This is a genomic window from Acidovorax carolinensis (assembly GCF_002157145.1).
GTDB classification, from domain to species: Bacteria; Pseudomonadota; Gammaproteobacteria; order Burkholderiales; family Burkholderiaceae_C; genus Acidovorax; species Acidovorax carolinensis.
In genome coordinates this window covers 2,417,587-2,436,052 of sequence record NZ_CP021361.1, presented here as the reverse complement: position 1 = coordinate 2,436,052, position 18,466 = coordinate 2,417,587, and the positions used below count along the sequence as shown (strand labels likewise).

Annotated in this window: 12 protein-coding genes, 1 tRNA gene and 1 pseudogene; 8 read left to right on the top strand and 6 right to left on the bottom strand. The window is 65.1% G+C overall.

Translation table 11 applies throughout. The annotated features are described in order from the left end of the window. Window positions 1–57: 57 nt before the first annotated feature. A complete protein-coding gene (locus tag CBP34_RS11285; protein ID WP_094097898.1) occupies window positions 58–1,323 on the top strand; it encodes an IS256 family transposase in 1,266 nt (421 codons plus the stop codon). 292 nt (window positions 1,324–1,615) lie between these two features. On the opposite strand, the gene CBP34_RS11280 is transcribed toward CBP34_RS11285, so the two are convergent. The 3 genes from CBP34_RS11280 to CBP34_RS11270 form a co-directional block, all read right to left on the bottom strand. Beyond that, window positions 1,616–1,705, bottom strand: a tRNA-Ser gene (locus CBP34_RS11280). A gap of 74 nt (window positions 1,706–1,779) precedes the next feature. Then, on the bottom strand, window positions 1,780–2,694 hold the full coding sequence (locus CBP34_RS11275) for an SPFH domain-containing protein (RefSeq protein WP_086912667.1): 915 nt from the start codon (window positions 2,692–2,694) through the stop codon (window positions 1,780–1,782). Between the two features lie 36 nt (window positions 2,695–2,730). After that, a complete protein-coding gene (locus tag CBP34_RS11270; protein WP_086912666.1) occupies window positions 2,731–3,156 on the bottom strand; it encodes an NfeD family protein in 426 nt (141 codons plus the stop codon). A gap of 143 nt (window positions 3,157–3,299) precedes the next feature. On the opposite strand from CBP34_RS11270, the gene CBP34_RS11265 reads away from it, so the two are divergent. After that, window positions 3,300–5,666, top strand: a complete 2,367-nt coding sequence (locus CBP34_RS11265; protein ID WP_094098077.1) for an arginine/lysine/ornithine decarboxylase — start codon at window positions 3,300–3,302, stop codon at window positions 5,664–5,666. Between the two features lie 165 nt (window positions 5,667–5,831). Here the strand turns inward: CBP34_RS11265 and CBP34_RS11260 are convergent, their stop codons facing one another. Then, the gene (locus CBP34_RS11260) at window positions 5,832–6,692 is read right to left on the bottom strand and encodes a DNA ligase (protein WP_094098076.1); all 861 of its coding nucleotides are present in this window, start codon (window positions 6,690–6,692) and stop codon (window positions 5,832–5,834) included. Window positions 6,693–6,775: 83 nt separating this feature from the next. Continuing rightward, the gene (gene fabI / locus CBP34_RS11255) at window positions 6,776–7,576 is read right to left on the bottom strand and encodes an enoyl-ACP reductase FabI (protein WP_086927575.1); all 801 of its coding nucleotides are present in this window, start codon (window positions 7,574–7,576) and stop codon (window positions 6,776–6,778) included. Window positions 7,577–7,690: 114 nt separating this feature from the next. On the opposite strand from fabI, the gene CBP34_RS11250 reads away from it, so the two are divergent. The 6 genes from CBP34_RS11250 (at window position 7,691) to CBP34_RS11225 (ending at window position 15,713) form a co-directional block, all read left to right on the top strand. After that, complete coding sequence (locus CBP34_RS11250) at window positions 7,691–9,490, top strand: extracellular solute-binding protein (protein WP_094098075.1); 1,800 nt, start codon at window positions 7,691–7,693, stop codon at window positions 9,488–9,490. Between the two features lie 119 nt (window positions 9,491–9,609). Continuing rightward, complete coding sequence (locus CBP34_RS11245) at window positions 9,610–10,641, top strand: microcin C ABC transporter permease YejB (protein WP_094098074.1); 1,032 nt, start codon at window positions 9,610–9,612, stop codon at window positions 10,639–10,641. Window positions 10,642–10,709: 68 nt separating this feature from the next. Next, window positions 10,710–11,780, top strand: a complete 1,071-nt coding sequence (locus tag CBP34_RS11240; protein ID WP_418134723.1) for an ABC transporter permease — start codon at window positions 10,710–10,712, stop codon at window positions 11,778–11,780. A 95-nt stretch (window positions 11,781–11,875) separates the two neighbouring features. Continuing rightward, entirely contained in the window at window positions 11,876–13,498 is a 1,623-nt protein-coding gene (locus tag CBP34_RS11235) for an ABC transporter ATP-binding protein (protein ID WP_094099150.1), read from the top strand. Between the two features lie 62 nt (window positions 13,499–13,560). Continuing rightward, window positions 13,561–14,610, top strand: coding sequence for a DMT family transporter (locus CBP34_RS11230; RefSeq protein ID WP_094099149.1), 1,050 nt, complete (start codon window positions 13,561–13,563; stop codon window positions 14,608–14,610). A 137-nt stretch (window positions 14,611–14,747) separates the two neighbouring features. Continuing rightward, window positions 14,748–15,713, top strand: a complete 966-nt coding sequence (locus CBP34_RS11225) for a cation diffusion facilitator family transporter (RefSeq protein WP_094098073.1) — start codon at window positions 14,748–14,750, stop codon at window positions 15,711–15,713. Between the two features lie 13 nt (window positions 15,714–15,726). Here the strand turns inward: CBP34_RS11225 and CBP34_RS11220 are convergent. Continuing rightward, window positions 15,727–18,450: pseudogene (locus tag CBP34_RS11220) on the bottom strand (cation-translocating P-type ATPase). Between the last annotated feature and the right edge of the window lie 16 nt (window positions 18,451–18,466).

The window sequence follows — 18,466 nt, the reverse complement described above, 5'->3', positions numbered from 1 at the left end:
GCAGGAGCCTGTCAGAAACTTTGTGTGTGAGGCATAGCATGTCAACAAGGAGCATGAATGCCACGCAAGACGAAGACAACCGCTGCGGCGGACAAGGCGGCGCAGCCGCAATTCTCAGCCGAGCTGCTGGAGCAACTCATCCCCGGGCCGGTAACGCCGGCCGAGCTCGAAGGCATCTTCCAGCAGTTCAAGAAGTCGGTTCTTGAACGCGCCCTGGGCGCCGAGATGAGCCATCATCTGGGCTACACGCCCGGCCAGGCCAAGCCCGAAGGGGCTGGCGCCAATCACCGCAACGGCAAGAGCGCCAAGACGGTGCTGACCGATGCGGGAGCGCTGCGCATCGACGTTCCCCGCGACCGCGAGGGCACTTTCGAGCCACAACTCATCGGCAAGCACGAACGGCGCTTCACCGGCTTCGATGACAAGATCATCGCCATGTACGCCCGGGGCATGACGGTGCGCGAGATCCAGGGCTTCCTGGCCGAGATGTACTCGGTGGACGTCTCGCCCGACCTCATCAGCAGTGTCACCGACGCCGTGATGAGCGAGGTCACGGCCTGGCAGACGCGCCCGCTGGAGGCGATGTACCCGGTGGTGTTCTTTGACGCGCTGCGGGTCAAGATCCGCGAGGATGGCGTGGTGCGCGCCAAGGCCGTGTACCTGGCGCTGGGTGTGCTGCCCGATGGCAGCCGCGACATCCTGGGCATCTGGATCGAGAACACCGAGGGTGCCAAGTTCTGGATGAAGGTGTTCAACGATCTGAGGACACGCGGCGTCCATGACATCCTGATCGCCGTCACCGACGGGCTCAAGGGTATGCCAGAGGCGCTGGGCGCGGTGTTCCCGGCCACGACGCTGCAGACCTGCATCGTGCACCTGATCCGCAATAGCCTGGACTTCGCAAGCTGGAAGGACCGCAAGAGCCTGGCGGCGGCCATCAAACCCATCTACACAGCAGTGAGCGCCGAAGCGGCCCAGACTGAGCTCGATGCGTTTGAAAAGGGGCCCTGGGGCCAGAAATTTCCCACGGTCGTGGGCGCCTGGCGCAGGGCCTGGGACAAGGTGATCCCATTCTTCGCCTTCCCGCCCGAGGTGCGACGCGTGATCTACACGACCAATGCGATTGAAAGCGTGAATGCGCGGCTGCGCAAGATCATCAAGACCAGAGGACACTTCCCCAGCGACGATGCGGCCACCAAGCTGATCTGGCTGGCCCTGCGCAACATCACCGAGGACTGGGGGCGAGCAGCCAACCATTGGAAATCAGCGATGAACCAGTTTGCAATCCTCTACGAAGAACGATTCATGAAACCGAGCACGTAAGATATCCAACCAGCTTCACGAAATCGGTGAAGGTTCAATGAGCCTCACACACGGAAATTCGGACACGCCCAGGAGCAGCTGGGCAGTCAACAAGGCAAGCGGCCAGTACCCTAGACGCCTTGACCGCAACATAGGCGCCTCTCACCTTCAGCTCTAGCGGCAGTCCAATTTCGCTCAAGCAGATCCAACCGCAGCCACTAAAACAATATGGTTAGAAAGTTGGCCAGATAACAAAAAAAGCCACCTTTCGGTGGCTTTTTGCTTTCTAAATCAATAACTTAGAAATTTTTTGTGGCGGAGAGGGCGGGATTCGAACCCGCGGTGGGGATTAGCCCACACACGCTTTCCAGGCGTGCGACTTAAACCGCTCATCCACCTCTCCGAATCCCTCGATTATAGCCATAGGTCAATGGGTGTTTGAGGCTGTTGCCTTGCTGGCGCCAAAAAAGGCCGGTTTCAACTGGCCTTCTGGACCTGGACCATCTTCATGGCGGACCCGATCAGCGCAGACACCTCTGTCATGTTGCTCGGCACGATGAGGGTGGTGGTGGCATCCTGCGCCACCTTGCCATAGGCTTCGACGGCTTTTTCGGCCACCTTGAGTTGCACGGCCTGCTCGCCGCCAGGCTGGCGGATGGCTGCAGCCACGCGTTCGATGGCTTCGGCGTTGGCTTCGGCCACGGCCTTGATCGAGGCGGCTTCGCCGGCTGCCTTGTTGATGACGGCCTGCTTTTCGCCTTCGGAGCGGGCGATGAAGGCCTCGCGCTCGCCGGTGGCGATGTTGATCTGTTCCTGGCGGCGGCCTTCGGAGGCGGCAATCAGGGCGCGTTTTTCACGTTCGGCCGTGATCTGGGCCTGCATGGCGTGCAGGATTTCCTTCGGGGGCGTGAGGTCCTTGATTTCGTAGCGCAGCACCTTCACGCCCCAGTTGAGGGCCGCTTCGTCGATGGCCTGGACTACCTGGGCGTTGATGATGTCGCGCTCTTCAAAGGTTTTGTCCAGTTCGAGCTTGCCGATCACGCTGCGCAGCGAGGTCTGTGCCAGTTGCGTTACGGCCATGATGTAGTTGCTGGAGCCGTAGCTGGCGCGCATCGGGTCCGTCACCTGGAAGTACAGGATGCCGTCCACCTGCAGCTGGGTGTTGTCGCGCGTGATGCAAATCTGGCTGGGCACGTCGAGCGGGATTTCTTTCAGGCTGTGCTTGTAGGCGACCTTGTCCACAAACGGAACGAGGAAGTTCAGACCTGGCGTGAGCGTGCCGGCATATTTGCCCAGCCGCTCTTTCACCCAGGCGTTTTGTTGGGGCACGACCTTGACGGAACGCGCGATGAAGATGATGGCGATGACGAAGATGACTACGGCGATTTCCATGAGAGCCTTTCCGGGTGTATTGGGTAAGAAACTATTTCAGAGAGGGTCGACCAGCAGGCGGCTGCCCACCAGTTCGGCCACGCGGTGCATGCCGGTTGAGGGCGTGACGCCAGGGCGATGAATGGCGGTCCATTGGGTGCCGCGGTATTTCACGCTGGCCGTGCCATCGGCATTCCAGCTGTCGATCATGACGGTTTCGCCCACATCCAGATTCACGCTGCGGTCGGCTCGGGCAGATGGGTCGCCAGGACGCTTCTTCTTGAATTGGTGCCACGCCACCACCGCACCACCGCCCACCACGGCGGCCGTGACGATCTGCACGGTCATGGGCAGGCCCAGATGGGCTGCGATGGCCGCGGCTGCAAGCCCCACTGCCAGCATCAGCAAATAGAACGTACCCGTGAGCAACTCGGTGACCACGGCCGCGCCTGCCAACAACCACCAGATAGTGGATTCCTCCATACCGACTCCTTTTTTGTTCGTCTTTAGTGCACCACATTCTGGGTCAAAAGAATGGCGCTTCAAAGGCGTGTCACGGTTATTCCTTACACTTCGCGCCTGTTTCGTTTTTTGGCCGGCATGGCACGGTTGCACGGAGGCTGCGCATGAAGTTTCGCTTTCCCATCATCATCATCGATGAAGACTATCGTTCCGAGAACACTTCGGGCCTCGGCATTCGTGCGCTGGCGCAAGCCATCGAGGCCGAGGGCTTCGAGGTGGTGGGGGTCACCAGTTATGGCGACCTGTCGCAGTTTGCCCAGCAGCAAAGCCGCGCCAGTGCCTTCATCCTGTCGATTGATGATGAGGAATTCACCGCGAACGAGGGGCTCGATCCCATCGTGCTGAGCTTGCGCAACTTCATTGGCGAAGTGCGGCGCAAGAACACCGAAGTGCCGATTTACGTGCATGGCGAAACCAAGACCAGCCGCCACTTGCCCAACGACATCCTGCGCGAGCTGCACGGCTTCATCCACATGTTCGAGGACACCCCCGAGTTTGTGGCCAAGCACATCATCCGCGAGGCCAAGAGCTACCTGGAGAGCGTGCAGCCGCCGTTCTTCAAGGCGCTGCTCGACTATGCCGAAGACGGCTCGTACAGCTGGCATTGCCCCGGCCATTCGGGCGGCGTGGCGTTCCTGAAAAGCCCCGTGGGCCAGATGTACCACCAGTTCTATGGCGAGAACATGCTGCGCGCCGACGTTTGCAATGCGGTGGAAGAGCTGGGCCAGCTGCTCGACCACAACGGCGCCATCGGCGAATCTGAGCGCAACGCCGCGCGCATCTTCAACGCCGACCACTGCTTTTTCGTGACCAACGGCACCAGCACCAGCAACAAGATGGTGTGGCACCACACCGTGGCGCCGGACGATGTGGTGGTGGTGGACCGCAACTGCCACAAGTCTGTCCTGCACAGCATCATCATGACCGGGGCTGTCCCTGTGTTCATGAAGCCCACGCGCAACCACTTCGGCATCATCGGGCCCATCCCGCAAAGCGAGTTCGAACCTGCGGCCATCCAGGCCAAGATCCGCGCCAACCCACTGCTCAAGGGCGTGGACGCCAAGAAGGTCAAGCCGCGCGTGCTCACGCTCACGCAGTCCACCTACGACGGCGTGCTCTACAACACCGAAACCATCAAGGGCATGCTCGATGGCTACGTGGACAACCTGCACTTCGATGAAGCCTGGCTGCCGCACGCTGCCTTCCACCCGTTCTATGGCAGCTATCACGCCATGGGCAAGAAGCGCGCACGCCCCAAGCATTCGGTGACCTACGCCACGCAGTCGATTCACAAGCTGCTGGCCGGCATCAGCCAGGCCAGCCATGTGCTGGTGCAGGATTCGCAGACCACCAAGCTCGACCGCCACCTGTTCAACGAGGCCTACCTGATGCACACTAGCACCAGCCCTCAATACAGCATCATCGCCAGCTGCGATGTGGCGGCCGCCATGATGGAGCCGCCCGGCGGCACCGCGCTGGTGGAAGAGAGCATTCTCGAAGCTCTCGACTTTCGCCGCGCCATGCGGCAGATTGAAGATGAGTTTGGCAAGAACGACTGGTGGTTCAAGGTCTGGGGCCCGGACAAGCTGGTCGAGGAGGGCATTGGCCGCGCTGAAGACTGGATCATCCGCAGCGACGCCAAAGGCAAGAAGCACAGCGCCAGCAAGTGGCACGGGTTTGGTTCGCTGGCCGATGGCTTCAACATGCTCGACCCGATCAAATCGACCATCGTCACACCGGGGCTGAACCTTGATGGTGAGTTCGACAAGACCGGCATTCCGGCCTCTATCGTCACCAAGTATCTGGCCGAGCATGGCGTGGTGGTTGAAAAAACCGGCCTCTACAGCTTCTTCATTATGTTCACCATCGGCATCACCAAGGGCCGCTGGAACACCATGCTGACGGCCTTGCAGCAGTTCAAGGACGACTACGAGAAGAACCAGCCCATGTGGCGCATCCTTCCCGAGTTCTGCCAGCAGCACAAACGCTACGAGCGCATGGGCCTCAAGGACCTGTGCCAGCATGTGCACGAGATGTACGCCAAGTACGACATTGCGCGCCTGACAACCGAGATGTATTTGTCGGACCTCACGCCGGCCATGAAGCCCAGCGACGCGTTTGCCCACATCGCCCACCGCACCACCGAGCGTGTGGAGATCGACCACCTCGAAGGCCGCATCACCGTGGGTCTGGTCACGCCATACCCGCCGGGCATTCCACTGCTGATCCCGGGCGAAGTGTTCAACAAGAAAATTGTGGACTACCTCAAGTTCGCGCGCGAATTCGCCAAGCTCTGCCCCGGTTTTGAAACCGATATCCACGGCCTGGTGGAGGTGGAAGATGAAAACGGGCAGGTGCGTTACTACGCCGACTGCGTGGCCGAAAAGTTCTCAAAGCAGCCCAAGCCGCTCGCCACCGCCGAGAACCTGGTGCAGATGGGTGACGACAGCCCCTACGGCCGCAACGTCTGACGGCTCCGACGACCTGGGTGGTTGCCGGATTGACTGCCAAATAGGCCGCTAGCGCTTGATGGATAAGCGCTAGTAGCTCCTTTTTTGATAGTGAATCAGTGCGTTGATGCCATCACCCCGTGGCCTTGCGTTACGGCGACAGCGTAGCCTGCTTACATGCTGGCTTCACCTTGCCGGCATCTCCTCGCGCACCCGCTCAAAACTGGCGAAGCGCGGCAGGCCGCCGTCGTGGGTGCCGCGAAAGCGGTAGGTCACCCAGCTGCCCACGGGCGGCGGGCGTTCGCGGTCGGCATCGCTGAAGCCCGCGCCCAGCCGGAAACGCTGGCCCGAGGGCATCTCCACCAGCAGCGCGCCCATGCGTCCCGCATGGCGGCCCTTGCCGGGCAGGTGGGCCACCACGCGGGCCTCGGTATCCTCGTGCGTCTTGACCTTGATGAGGTCGTCGCTGCGGCCTGCTCGGTACAGCGATGCGCCCCGGTGCAGCATGAGCCCTTCACCCCCGGCGCGCACCGTGCGGTGCAGCAGTGCCTGCAGCGCCGCGTCGCTGGCGATGCGCTTTTGCGGCACGGCCTGCACCCAGGGCTGGCCCAGTCCCTCCACGAGGGCGTTCAGGGCGGGCAGGCGTTGGTCGAACGTGCCTTTGTCGCCGGGCAGGTCAAACACCATGAAGCGCATCAGGCGCCAGGCCGCGTCGTCGGGCTGTTGTTGGCGCGCGGTGGACTGGGCGTGGCTGAAGCGCCCGCGCCCGGCCCACAGCTCCCCGTCCATCGGCACCTCGGGCCAGCCGGCGGTGAACCAGGCGGGCGCCGCCACGGTTTCGCCGCCACGGGTGCGCAGCGTGCGGCCGTCCCAGAAGCCACGCACGCCATCGTATTTCTCGCTCACCCAGTAATCCTGCAGCGGCAGACCGGGTCGGTAGACCTGCGCCAGCAGCAGGGCCGGGGCGTCTGCCGCCAGCGCAGCCTGTGTGGGCAGGGCCGGAAGGGCGGCGAGCGCCAGCAGGGCGAGGCAGCTTCTGCGGTGCATGGTGCTATTGATTGTGTAGCTGCTAGCGCTTTATTTGTAAGCGCTAGCAGCCAATTTCATCAAAAATCGCCAGAAGGCGGTGCTCAGACCTGGTCGGCGGAGAGGCCCGCCGTCTGGCTGAAGCCGCCGTCCACGTAAGTGATTTCGGCGGTCACACCGCTGGCCAGGTCGGACAGCAGGAAGGCCGCCACATTGCCCACGTCTTCAATCGTCACGTTGCGGCGCAGGGGCGCGGCATCGGCCACGCGGCCCAGCAGCTTGCCAAAATCTTTGATGCCGCTGGCGGCCAGTGTCTTGATGGGGCCGGCGCTGATGCCGTTGGCACGGATGCTGCGGCCATCTTCGGTGCGGCCCACGGCTTCGGCCAGGTAGCGCACGCTGGCTTCCAGGCTGGCCTTGGCCAGGCCCATGGTGTTGTAGTTGGGGATGGAACGCAGCGCGCCCAGGTACGACAGCGTCAGCAGCGACGACTTGTCGTTCAGGTGGGGCAGGGCGGCCTTTGCCATGGCCGGGAAGCTGTAGGCGCTGATGTCGTGCGCAATGCGGAAACCTTCGCGCGAAAGGCCTTCCAAAAAGTTGCCGGCAATCGCTTCACGCGGCGCAAAGCCGATGGCGTGCACGAAGCCGTCAAACTTCGGCCACACCTGGGACAGGTCGGCAAACATGCGCTCGATCTGCTCGTCGCTGCCCACGTCGCAATCAAAAATCAGCTTGGAGTCGAACTCGGCGGCAAAGTCGGTGATGCGGTCCTTGAAGCGCTCGCCCACGTAGCTGAAAGCCAGCTCGGCGCCCTGTTTGTGGCAGGCCTTGGCAATGCCGTAAGCGATGGAGCGGTTGGACAGTACGCCCGTGATGAGCAGCTTTTTGCCGGTCAGAAAACCCATGGTTGTTCTCCTGTGGAATGCGGGGTAAGGGGAGTGCGGCGTGGACGGCCCGACTGCGGAGGGCATCTCCGCAGTCTGCGCAAAGGCCCCGCCGACGTAGTGCAGAATTGTCGCATGCGGTTTTGGCTGATTTTTTCGCTGTGGATGTGCGCTGTGCCCGCCTGGGCCGCGCATGCGTATGCGTTGTGGGGCGCGCCGCGCTACCCCGCCGGGTTCACGCATTTCAGCTACGTGAATCCCGATGCCCCCAAAGGCGGTGAGCTGCGGCTGGTGAGCAACCTGCGCACCTCCACGTTTGACAAGTACAACCCGTTCACCATCAAGGGCAATGCACCGGCGTACCTGTCGGCGCTGATGTTCGACTCGCTGCTGGTCGGCTCCATGGACGAAACCGCCACCGGCTACGGTCTGCTGGCCGAGGATGTGGAGGTGGCGCCAGACGGCCTCTCTGCCACCTTCCGCCTGCGGCCCGAGGCGCGCTTTCACAACGGCAAGCCCGTGCTGGCGCAGGATGTGAAGCACAGCTACGACACGCTGGTGGGCCCCTTCACATCGCCGGCCTACAAGACCACGCTGATCGATGTGGCGGGTGTCGACGTGCTGAACGACCGCACGGTGCGCTACCGTTTCAAGCAGCCCAACCGCGAGCTGCCGATCACCGTGGGCGGTCTGCCGGTGTTCAGCCGCGACTGGGGCGTGGAGGGCGGCCAGCCCAAGTCCTTTGACCAGGTGGTGATGGACATTCCCATCGGCAGTGGGCCCTACAAAATCGGCCCCGTGCGCTTTGGCAAGGACATCACCTATGTGCGTGACCCGCAGTATTGGGCGCGTGACCTGAACGTGCGCAAGGGCACGGCCAACTTTGATCGCATCACCGTCAAGATCTACAAGGACGCCACCGCGCGGCTCGAAGCGCTCAAGGCCGGCGAGTTCGACCTGATGCGCTTTTTCAGCGCGGGTGACTGGGCCCGGCGCGTGAACGGCAAGAAGTTCAATACCGGTGAATTGGTCAAGGGAGAATTCGCGCACAAGCTGCCTTCGGGCTTTCAGAGCTATGTGCTCAACACCCGCCGCCCCCTGCTGCGGGATGTGCGCGTGCGCGAGGCGCTGGGGCTGGCAATCGACTACGAGTGGATGAACCGCCAGATGTTTTACGGCGCCTACCAGCGGGTGAACGGCCTGTTTGGCAACACCGCCTGCGAGACACGCGGCACGCCATCCCCCGAAGAACTGGCGCTGATGGAGCCGTTTCGCAAAGACATCCCGGCTGCGGCCTTTGGCCCCATGACGGTGCCACCGCGCACCGACGGCGATTCGTCGCTGCGCGCCAATCTGCGCCGCGCACAACAGTTGTTGAAAGAAGCGGGCTGGGAAGTGCGCGATGGTGCCCTGCGCAACAGCGAAGGGCAGGCCATGGTGCTGGAATACATGGACAGCAACGAGGGCGGCGTGCGCACCATCACGCCCTGGATGCGCAGCCTTGAAAAGCTGGGCATCACGCTGCGTTTTCGCTCGGTGGACTTTGCGCTGTACCAGCAGCGCCTGCAGAAGTTTGACTTTGACATCACCTCGCTGGCCTACCAGGGCACCAACAACCCGGGCCAGGAGTTTGCCGACATGTTCGGCAGCAAGGCCGCGGACACGGAGGACTCGGGCAACTTTCCGGGCGTGAAGAACCCGGCCGTCGATGCGCTGATCACCGCCATGACCTCGGCCAAGACCGAGGCGCAACTGCTGCCGGCCTGCCATGCGCTGGAGCGCATCATTGCGCACAGCCACTATCTTGTGCCCCAGTGGGCGGCTGCCACCCACCGCATGGCCTACAACGCCTGGCGGCTGGCCAGGCCCGCCACCGTGCCGCCTTATTCCAGCGGCGAAGGCTGGGTCATCGACACCTGGTGGGCAAAAAAATGAGGCCCGCACGCTCCGCCGTTACACGGGTCGCTGCCCCCCAAGGGGGCTGGCCTTGCTTGGGGCGGCCCGGCGCGGCGGCCCGCCGCCCTGCGGTAAGAAGCATGGGTTGATTCATCCATATGTTTGCCTACATCCTCAAACGCATCCTGCTCATGCTGCCCACGCTGCTGGGCGTGTTGTTGCTGACCTTTGTGGTGATCCAGTTCGTGCCCGGCGGCCCGGTGGAGCAGTACATGGCCGAGGCCAAGGCTGGTGCGGGCGGGGGTGGTGCTGAAGGCGGTGGCCTGGCCTACCGCGGCGCGCAGGGCGTGGACCCCAAGCGGCTGGAGCAGATCAAGGCCCTCTACGGCTTCGACAAGCCTGCCCACGAGCGCTTTATCCAGATGCTGGGGCAGTTCGCACGGTTTGACCTGGGCAAGAGCTTCTTTCAAAACAAGGACGTGTGGCAGCTCGTGGTGGAGAAACTGCCCGTCTCCATCAGCCTGGGGCTGTGGACCTTTTTCATCAGCTACCTGGTGGCCGTGCCGCTGGGCGTGGCCAAGGCCGTGCGCGCCGGTTCGCGCTTTGATCTGGTGACCACGCTGCTCATCCTGGTGGGTTATGCGATTCCGGGCTTTGTGCTGGGCGTGGCGCTGCTGGTCATCTTTGGCGGGCAGCTGCAGTGGTTCCCGCTGCGCGGGCTCACCTCGTCGAACTGGGAAGAACTGAGCTGGGGCGCGCGCATCGTGGATTACCTCTGGCACATCACCTTGCCCATCATCGCCATGGTGCTGGGGAGCTTTGCCGTGACGGCCATGCTGACCAAGAACGCCTTTCTGGAAGAAATCCGCAAGCAGTATGTGCTGACGGCGCGCGCCAAGGGCCTGAGCGAGCGCCAGGTGCTGTGGAAGCATGTGTTCCGCAACGCGCTGATTCCCATCATCACGGGCTTTCCGGCGGCTTTCATCGGCGCGTTCTTCGCGGGCTCGCTGCTCATCGAGACGCTGTTCTCGCTCGACGGCCTGGGCCTGCTGAGCTACGAAAGCGTGATACGGCGCGACTATCCCGTGGTGCTGGGCACGCTGTACCTCTTCACGCTGATCGGGCTGGTGACCAAGCTCGTCAGCGATCTTTGCTATGTGTGGGTGGACCCGCGTGTCAAATTCGATTAACCCCCCTGCGTCGGCCGAGGGCCGCCTTCCCCCGAAGGGGGACGCCACTGGCGGCCGGGCAAAGCCCGATCCGCGGTGGCTCTGGCGATGGCGCTGTGGTGGCGTCGGCGCCGCCGTCGTTGTCGCCCTCCCGCCGCGCCTGGCTGCGTTTCAAGCGCAACCGCCTGGGCTACTGGAGCCTGGTGATTTTTTGCCTGCTGGTGGCCGTGAGCCTGTGCGCCGAGCTGGTCAGCAACGACCGGCCGCTCATCGTGCGCTACGAGGGGCAGACCTACTTCCCCATGCTCAAGGACTACCCTGAGAAGACTTTCGGCGGCGACTTCGAGACGTCCACCGACTACCTCGACCCCTTCATTCGCGAGCGCATCACGCAGGGCGACAACTGGGCGCTTTACACCGTGAACCCCTACGGCCCCAACACGCTCAACTACTTCGCGAAGTCGCCCAACCCCTCGGCGCCCACGGGCGACAACTGGCTGGGCACGGACGACCGGGGGCGCGACCTGCTGGCGCAGCTCATCTACGGCTTTCGCGTAAGCGTGCTGTTCGCGCTGGCGCTCACCGTCACGGGCGTGGTGCTCGGTGTGGTCACGGGGGCCATCCAGGGCTTTTTTGGCGGCAAGACCGATCTGGCGTTTCAGCGCTTCATCGAAATCTGGGGCTCCATGCCCGAGCTGTATTTGCTCATCATCTTCAGCGCGGTGTTTGCGCCCAGCATCTCGCTGCTGCTGATTCTGCTCAGCCTGTTCGGCTGGATGGGGTTGAGCGACTACGTGCGCGCCGAATTCCTGCGCAACCGCCAGCTCGACTATGTGAAGGCCGCACGCGCGCTGGGCGTGGGCAACGCACAGATCATCTGGCGCCACATCCTGCCCAACAGCCTGACGCCGGTGGTTACCTTTTTGCCGTTTCGCATGAGTGCGGCCATCCTGGCGCTGACCTCGCTCGACTTTCTGGGCCTGGGCGTGCCGCCGGGCACGCCCAGCCTGGGCGAATTGCTCTCGCAGGGCAAGAACAGCATCGACGCGTGGTGGATTTCGCTGTCCACCTTCGGCGTGCTGGTGGTTACGCTGCTGCTGCTGACCTTTATGGGCGATGCGCTGCGCGATGCGCTCGACCCCCGAAAGGCCGACCGATGATGGCCCCCACGCTCGGCACTGGCGTGTCCTCGCTGCCCCCCGAGGGGGCTCTCACTGCCGTCGGAAGCGTGCCCGGCGGCGGCTCGGCCGCCAGTATGCCGCTGCTGCAGGTGTGCGACCTGTCCGTGCGCTTTGGCGCCAAGGAGGTGGTACGTGGCGTTAATTTCAGCATCGCACCGGGCGAAAAGCTGGCCCTGGTGGGTGAATCAGGCTCGGGCAAAACCATCACTGCACTCGCTCTGCTGCGCCTGGCCGGTGATGCCAAAATCAGCGGCCAGGCCATGCTGCGCGGGCGCAATCTGCTCTCATTGTCAGAGCGTGAGATGCGTGGCATTCGCGGCGGCGACATCGCCATGGTGTTCCAGGAGCCCATGACGGCGCTCAACCCGTTGATGACCATTGGCCAGCAGATTGCCGAGGTTTTAGCGCTCAAAAAGGCATTGAGCCCCGCCCAATGTGCGCAAGCAGCTATTGAACTGCTAGCAAAAACCGGCATCCCCGAGCCCGGGCGCCGCGCCAACAGCTTTCCACACCAGCTCAGTGGCGGCCAGCGCCAGCGCGCCATGATTGCCATGGCCCTGGCCAGCGAGCCCGCGCTGCTGCTGGCCGACGAGCCCACGACGGCGCTCGACGTCACGCTGCGCGGGCAGATTCTTGACCTGCTGTCCGACCTGCAGCGCAAAAGCGGCATGGCCGTGCTGCTCATCACCCACGACCTGAACCTCGTGCGCCGCTTTGCCGACCGCGTGGCCGTGATGGAGCAGGGCGTGCTGGTGGAGCAGGGCCGCGTTGCCGATGTGTTTGGCGCCCCGCAACACGACTACACCCGCCGCCTGATTGCCAGCCAGCCCCGGCGCGATGTGGTCGAGGCCGATGCGCCCGCAGGCACCGCACCGGTGGTGAAGACGCAGGATGTGCGCGTGATCTACCCAACGCCTTTGCCCGGCGTGCGCGGCTGGTTCAAAAAAGGCGAGTTCGTGGCCGTGCAGGGCGCCACGCTGCAACTGCTGCCGGGCCGCACGCTGGGCGTGGTGGGTGAATCGGGCTCGGGCAAGTCCACGCTGGCGCTGGCCATCCTGGGGCTGCTGCCCTATGGCGGCCAACTGGCCGTGGCTGGGCAGGGCTGGCAGCAACCCGCCACCCGCAACACGCCCGCCAACCAGCAGCTGCGCCGCAAGGTGCAGGTGGTGTTCCAGGACCCGTTCTCCTCGCTCTCGCCGCGCCTTACGGTCGAAGAGATCGTGGGCGAGGGCCTCAAGGTGCATGAGGCGGCGCTGAGCGTTGCCGGGCGGCGTGCACGGGTAGAGGCCGCGCTGGATGAGGTGGGCCTGACCGAAGCGCAATACCCCGGCCTGCTGGCGCGCTACCCGCACGAATTTTCGGGCGGCCAGCGCCAGCGCCTGGCCATTGCGCGCGCGCTCATCGTGCAGCCGCAGGTGCTGGTGCTCGACGAGCCCACCAGCGCGCTCGACGTCACCATCCAGCAGCAGGTGTTATCACTTTTGCAGCGCCTGCAAAAGAGCAAGGGCCTGAGCTACCTGCTCATCACGCACGACGTGGATGTGATCCGCGCCATGGCGCACGACGTGCTGGTGATGAAGGATGGCGCCGTGCTGGAGAGCGGCACGGTGCACCAGGTGCTGGATGCCCCCCAGCACCCCTACACCCAGCGGCTGGTGGCTGCGGCCATGGTGCCGGAATCCGGCGCCACGGTTTGAGCAAAAAGTGGCTCTAGCGCTTTTGCAATAAGCGCTAACAGCTATCAAATCAGGAGTAATTGGTGCCCCCTATCCATGGACCTGCCTTGCGCGGTGGCGCCCTGGCGCTGCTGGCGGCGGTGCTGTTTGGCGTCAGCACCCCGCTGGTGCAGCACTTGGGCGCCGGCCTGGGCGCTTTCAGCACGGCGGCGTTGCTGTATGCCGGTGCTGCCGGCATGGGGGCGGTGTTGCGCAAGCCGGTGCAGCAAGAGGCACGCTTGCGACGGGCCGACACGTCCCGCCTGCTGGCCATGGCGGGTTTGGGTGCGGTGCTGGGGCCGGTGGCGCTGGCCTGGGGTCTGCAGCACACCAGTGGCAGCAGCGCTTCGCTGATGCTGACGCTGGAGGCGCTGTTCACCGCGCTGCTGGCATGGCGGCTGTACCACGAGACGATGGACCGGCGGGTGTGGGCCGCAATGCTGTTGCTGCTGGCCGGTGGCGTGGCGCTGGTGGTGGACCAGGGGCGCCTCGGTGGCGTGGAACTGGCCGGGCTACTGGCCGTGTTGCTGGCCACCATGGCCTGGGGGGCAGACAACACGCTGTCGCGCGCCCTGGCCGAGCGCGACCCGGCGCAGGTAGTGCTGGTCAAGGCGGCGCTGGGCGCCAGCGCCACGGCGCTGCTGGCCTGGGGCTTTGGCGAGCCCTTGCCCAGTGCAGCGGCGGCCTGGGGCCTGGTGGCCGTGGGCGCCACGGGCTATGGGCTCAGCCTGCGTTGCTACCTGCTGGCGCAACGCGCGTTTGGTGCCGCGCGCACGGGTTCGGTGTTTGCGTTTGCGCCTTTCATTGGCGCGGTGCTGGCGTTTGCCATGGGCGACCGCACTGCCGGTGGGCTGGTCGTGGTGGGCGGCCTGCTGATGGTTGCCGGGGTGGTGCTGCACCTGGCCGAAACGCACGAGCACCCGCATGACCACGACGCCCTGGAGCACGAGCACGCACACCGCCACGACGACGGGCACCACAACCACACCCACTCCCCGATGCCGCAGGGCAGCCACAGCCATGGGCACCAGCACGCACCCCAGTCGCACACCCACGCCCATGTGCCCGACGCCCACCACACGCACCGGCATTGAGGCCACCATGGCATAGCACGCTTGCACTCGCAGGCACCGGGCAAAATACGCCCGGACGCGGGCAACCCCGCATTGATTCCCAGCCACCAGCCCTTGCGGTTTCCTTTTGTCCTTGGCCTGTCGGACAGGCTCCCACCATGAAATTCAACGACTTTTCTGACGACTCCGAAGACTCCGAGCACACCCCCGCGCAGCGCGCGGCCGCCGCATCGCGCAGCACCTGGGTCAGTGTGGGCGTCAACCTGGTGTTGTCCACCATCCAGATCGTGGTGGGGGTGCTGGCGAAGTCGCAGGGCCTGATTGCCGATGGCATCCACTCGCTGTCCGATCTGGTGGCCGATTTCGTGGTGCTGTTTGCCAACCACCATGCCCAAAAAGACGCGGACGAGGGCCACCCTTACGGTCACCACCGCTTCGAGACGGCGGCCTCGCTGGTGCTGGGCCTGCTGCTGCTGGGCGTGGGTGTGGGCATGGTGTGGTCGGCGGTGGTCAAGCTGGAGAACCCCGAGGCCATTGCGCAGGTGCATGTGATCGCCCTGTGGGTGGCGGGTGCCGCGCTGGTGGGCAAAGAGCTGCTGTTTCGCTACATGCTGGCCGTGGCCAAACGCGTCAAGTCGAGCATGCTGGTGGCCAATGCCTGGCATGCGCGCTCGGATGCAGCCTCGTCGCTGGTGGTGGGCATTGGCATTGCGGGCAACCTGGCCGGCTACCCCATCCTCGACCCGATCGCCGCGCTGATTGTGGGCTTCATGGTGGCCAAAATGGGCTGGGAGTTTGGCTGGGACGCCTTGCACGACCTGATGGACCGCTCGGTGGACGAGCAGGAGGTGCAGGCCATTCGCCAGACGCTGCTGGAAACGCCGGGCGTGAGCGGCGTGCACGATGTGCGCACGCGCAAGATGGGCGACATGATCGTGGTCGATGCGCACCTGGAGGTGAATGCCGCCCTTTCGGTGGAGGCGGGCCATGACATCGCCGTGCAGGCACGCCAGCGCGTGCTGCAGCGCCACCGCGTGCTCAACCTCATGACCCATGTGGACCCGTGGCGCAAGCCCGACCTGGACCATGCCGCGCCGCCCATGCGCGGCGGTGGCGCTGCGTAACCGCTGCAGGCGATCAGGCGATCAGGCGGCGCCGGCCCGCCCGCCGCACCAGCTCCAGCCACACCAGGCACAGCGCCAGCAGTCCAGCGGCCACCACCACGCCTTGGGGGCCGGGCAGCGCCAGCCCCATCAGCATGCGCAGCCACGGAATGCCCAGCACCGCCGCCAGCAACACCACCATGGCGGCGGCAATGCGCCACAGCCAGGGGTTGGGGGTGGTGATGCCCCGCAGCGCTGGCCGCGACAGGTCGCGGTTGGCCAGAATCAGCAGCATGACGCACAGCACCAGCGTGCCAAACACCACGGTGCGGCTTTGTGCGCTGGCCCAGCACTGGCCGGCCAGCCAGTACTGACCGGCGAGCAACACGGCGGCAATGCCCAGACCTTGCAGTACCGAGTGCATCAGGGGGCGATGGAAAAGGGCGAATCGGACACCGGGCGTGGCGGCCGCGCCATGCTGCCGCTGTCTTCGGGCTCAGCCTCCAGCACGATGGCGCAGGTGGGGTCGATCAGCAACTGCAGCAGCACGATGTGCACCGGCATCAGCAGCGTGGGCCATTTGAGCAGCGTGGGCACCAGCACCAGCGCAATGATGGGGGCGTGCACGGCAAAGGTGAAGCGGATGGCCTTGCGGATGTTGCTGTCGATGCGCCGGCCCTGGCGGATGGCAGCGACGATGCGGGCGAAGCTGTCGTCCAGCAGCACCAGCGCGGCGGCCTCGCGTGCCACGTCGGTGCCGCGCTCGCCCATGGCAATGCCCACGTCGGCGGCCTTGAGGGCGGGGGCGTCGTTCACGCCGTCGCCCGTCATGGCAACCACCTCGCCGCTGGCGCGCAGCAGCTGCACCAGGCGCAACTTGTGCTCGGGCTTGAGGCGCGCACACAGGTCTACATGGCGCAGCCGCTCGCGCAGGGCGGCATCGTCCAGTGCTTCCAGCTGCGCGCCGGTGATGACGTCGGGGCGATCCGACAGGCCCACCTGCTGCGCGATGGCGCGGGCCGTTGCAGGGTGGTCGCCGGTCATCATGATCACGCGCACGCCCGCGCGCCGGCATTCGGCCAGCGCGGCAGGCACCTCGGGGCGCGGCGGGTCGGCCAGCGCCACCAGGCCCAGGAAATCAAAGTCGAAATCGTGCTGGCTCTGCGGCCAGGGCGGGCTCTGGTCGGGGACGGGGGCTGCGCCCTTCCAGCGGCCGCGCGCCACGCCCAGCACGCGCAGGCCGCGCTCGGCCATGGCCTCCACCTGGCGGCGGATGGCGAGGCGCCGCACATCATCGAGGTGGCACAGGTCGGCCACGGCCTCGGGCGCGCCCTTGGTGGCCAGCAGGTGCACGTCGGGCTCGTCGCTGGCGAACACGCGCGTCATGGCCAGAATCTCGCCCGAAAGGGCGTATTCAAACTCGGGCTCGCGCCCGTCGTGCACATGCTCGGTGCCCTGTAGCCACTGGTGGCCAAATTGCTGGATGGCCTTTTCCATGGGGTCGAACGGGTCGCCAGGCGTGGCGAGCATGGCAAATTCGCTCAGCAGGTGAAAGTGCTCATGCAGGTCGCTGGCGCCTTCGGGGCGAAAGTGCTGGTCGGCGCTGGCCAGCTCGGCCACGGCCATGCGGTTCATCGTGAGCGTGCCCGTCTTGTCCACCGCCAGCACGGTGATGGCGCCCAGCGCCTCGACGGCAGTGACGCGCCGCGTCAGCACCTTCTGGTGCGAGATGCGCCACGCACCCAGCGCCAGAAACACGGTCAGGATGACCGGAATCTCCTCGGGCAGGATGCCCATGGCCAGCGCAATGCCCGAAAGCAGGCTGTCGAGCAAGGGGCGGCCGTTCCACCACCAGCCCAGCAGCACCTGCGCCAGCGCCAGAACGACGGCAGCCGTGCCCAGCGTGCGCACCAGCCGGCGCGAGCCCTGTTGCAGCGCAGAAGGCGGCTCGACCGTTGCCGCCAGGTCGGCGCCGATGCGCCCCACGGCAGTGTGGGCGGCGGTGGCGCACACATCGGCCACCCCCACGCCGCGCGTGACGACGGTGCTGGCGAAAATATGGGCAGCCCCCACGCTTGCCACTTCGTGTGCTGCGCTGCCCCCCGGGGGGCTGGCCTGGCTTGGGGGGCCCGGCGCTGGCGGCCGTGGCCCCCACGCTTGCCACTTCGTGTGCTGCGCTGCCCCCCGAGGGGGCTGGCCTGGCTTGGAGCGGACCCACGCTGGCTGACACCTGCTCGTTCGGTGCTGCGGGCAGCTTGGCCACGGGCACGGCTTCGCCGGTGAGCAGGGATTCATCCACTTCGAGCTGGCCGTCGATCAGCAGCGCGTCAGCGGCAATGCGGTCGCCCTCGTGCAGCACCAGCAGGTCGCCGCGCACCACGTCGCGCCCGGCGATGCGCTGCTCCTGGCCGTCGCGGATGACCAGCGCGCGCGGGGCCGACAGGTCGCGCAGCGATTCGAGCGCGCGCTGCGTCTTGCGCTCCTGCGCCAGCGTGATGCCGATGACCACAAACACAAAGCCCAATAAAAACAGCGCCTCGCCCCGGTCGCCCAGCGCCAGGTAGATGCCGCCAGCGGCCAGCAGCATGAGAAACATGGGCTCGGTGAGCACGTCGCGCACGATGGCGAGCATGGACTTGGGTGCGCTGCCCGGCAGCAGATTGGGGCCCTCCGAGTCCAGGCGGCGGGCCGCCTCGGCGGCGCTCAGGCCTTGCGGGGCGGGTATCACCGTGGGTGTCTGCGTCTCAGGGGCGGCCATGGCTATCGCGCTGGGT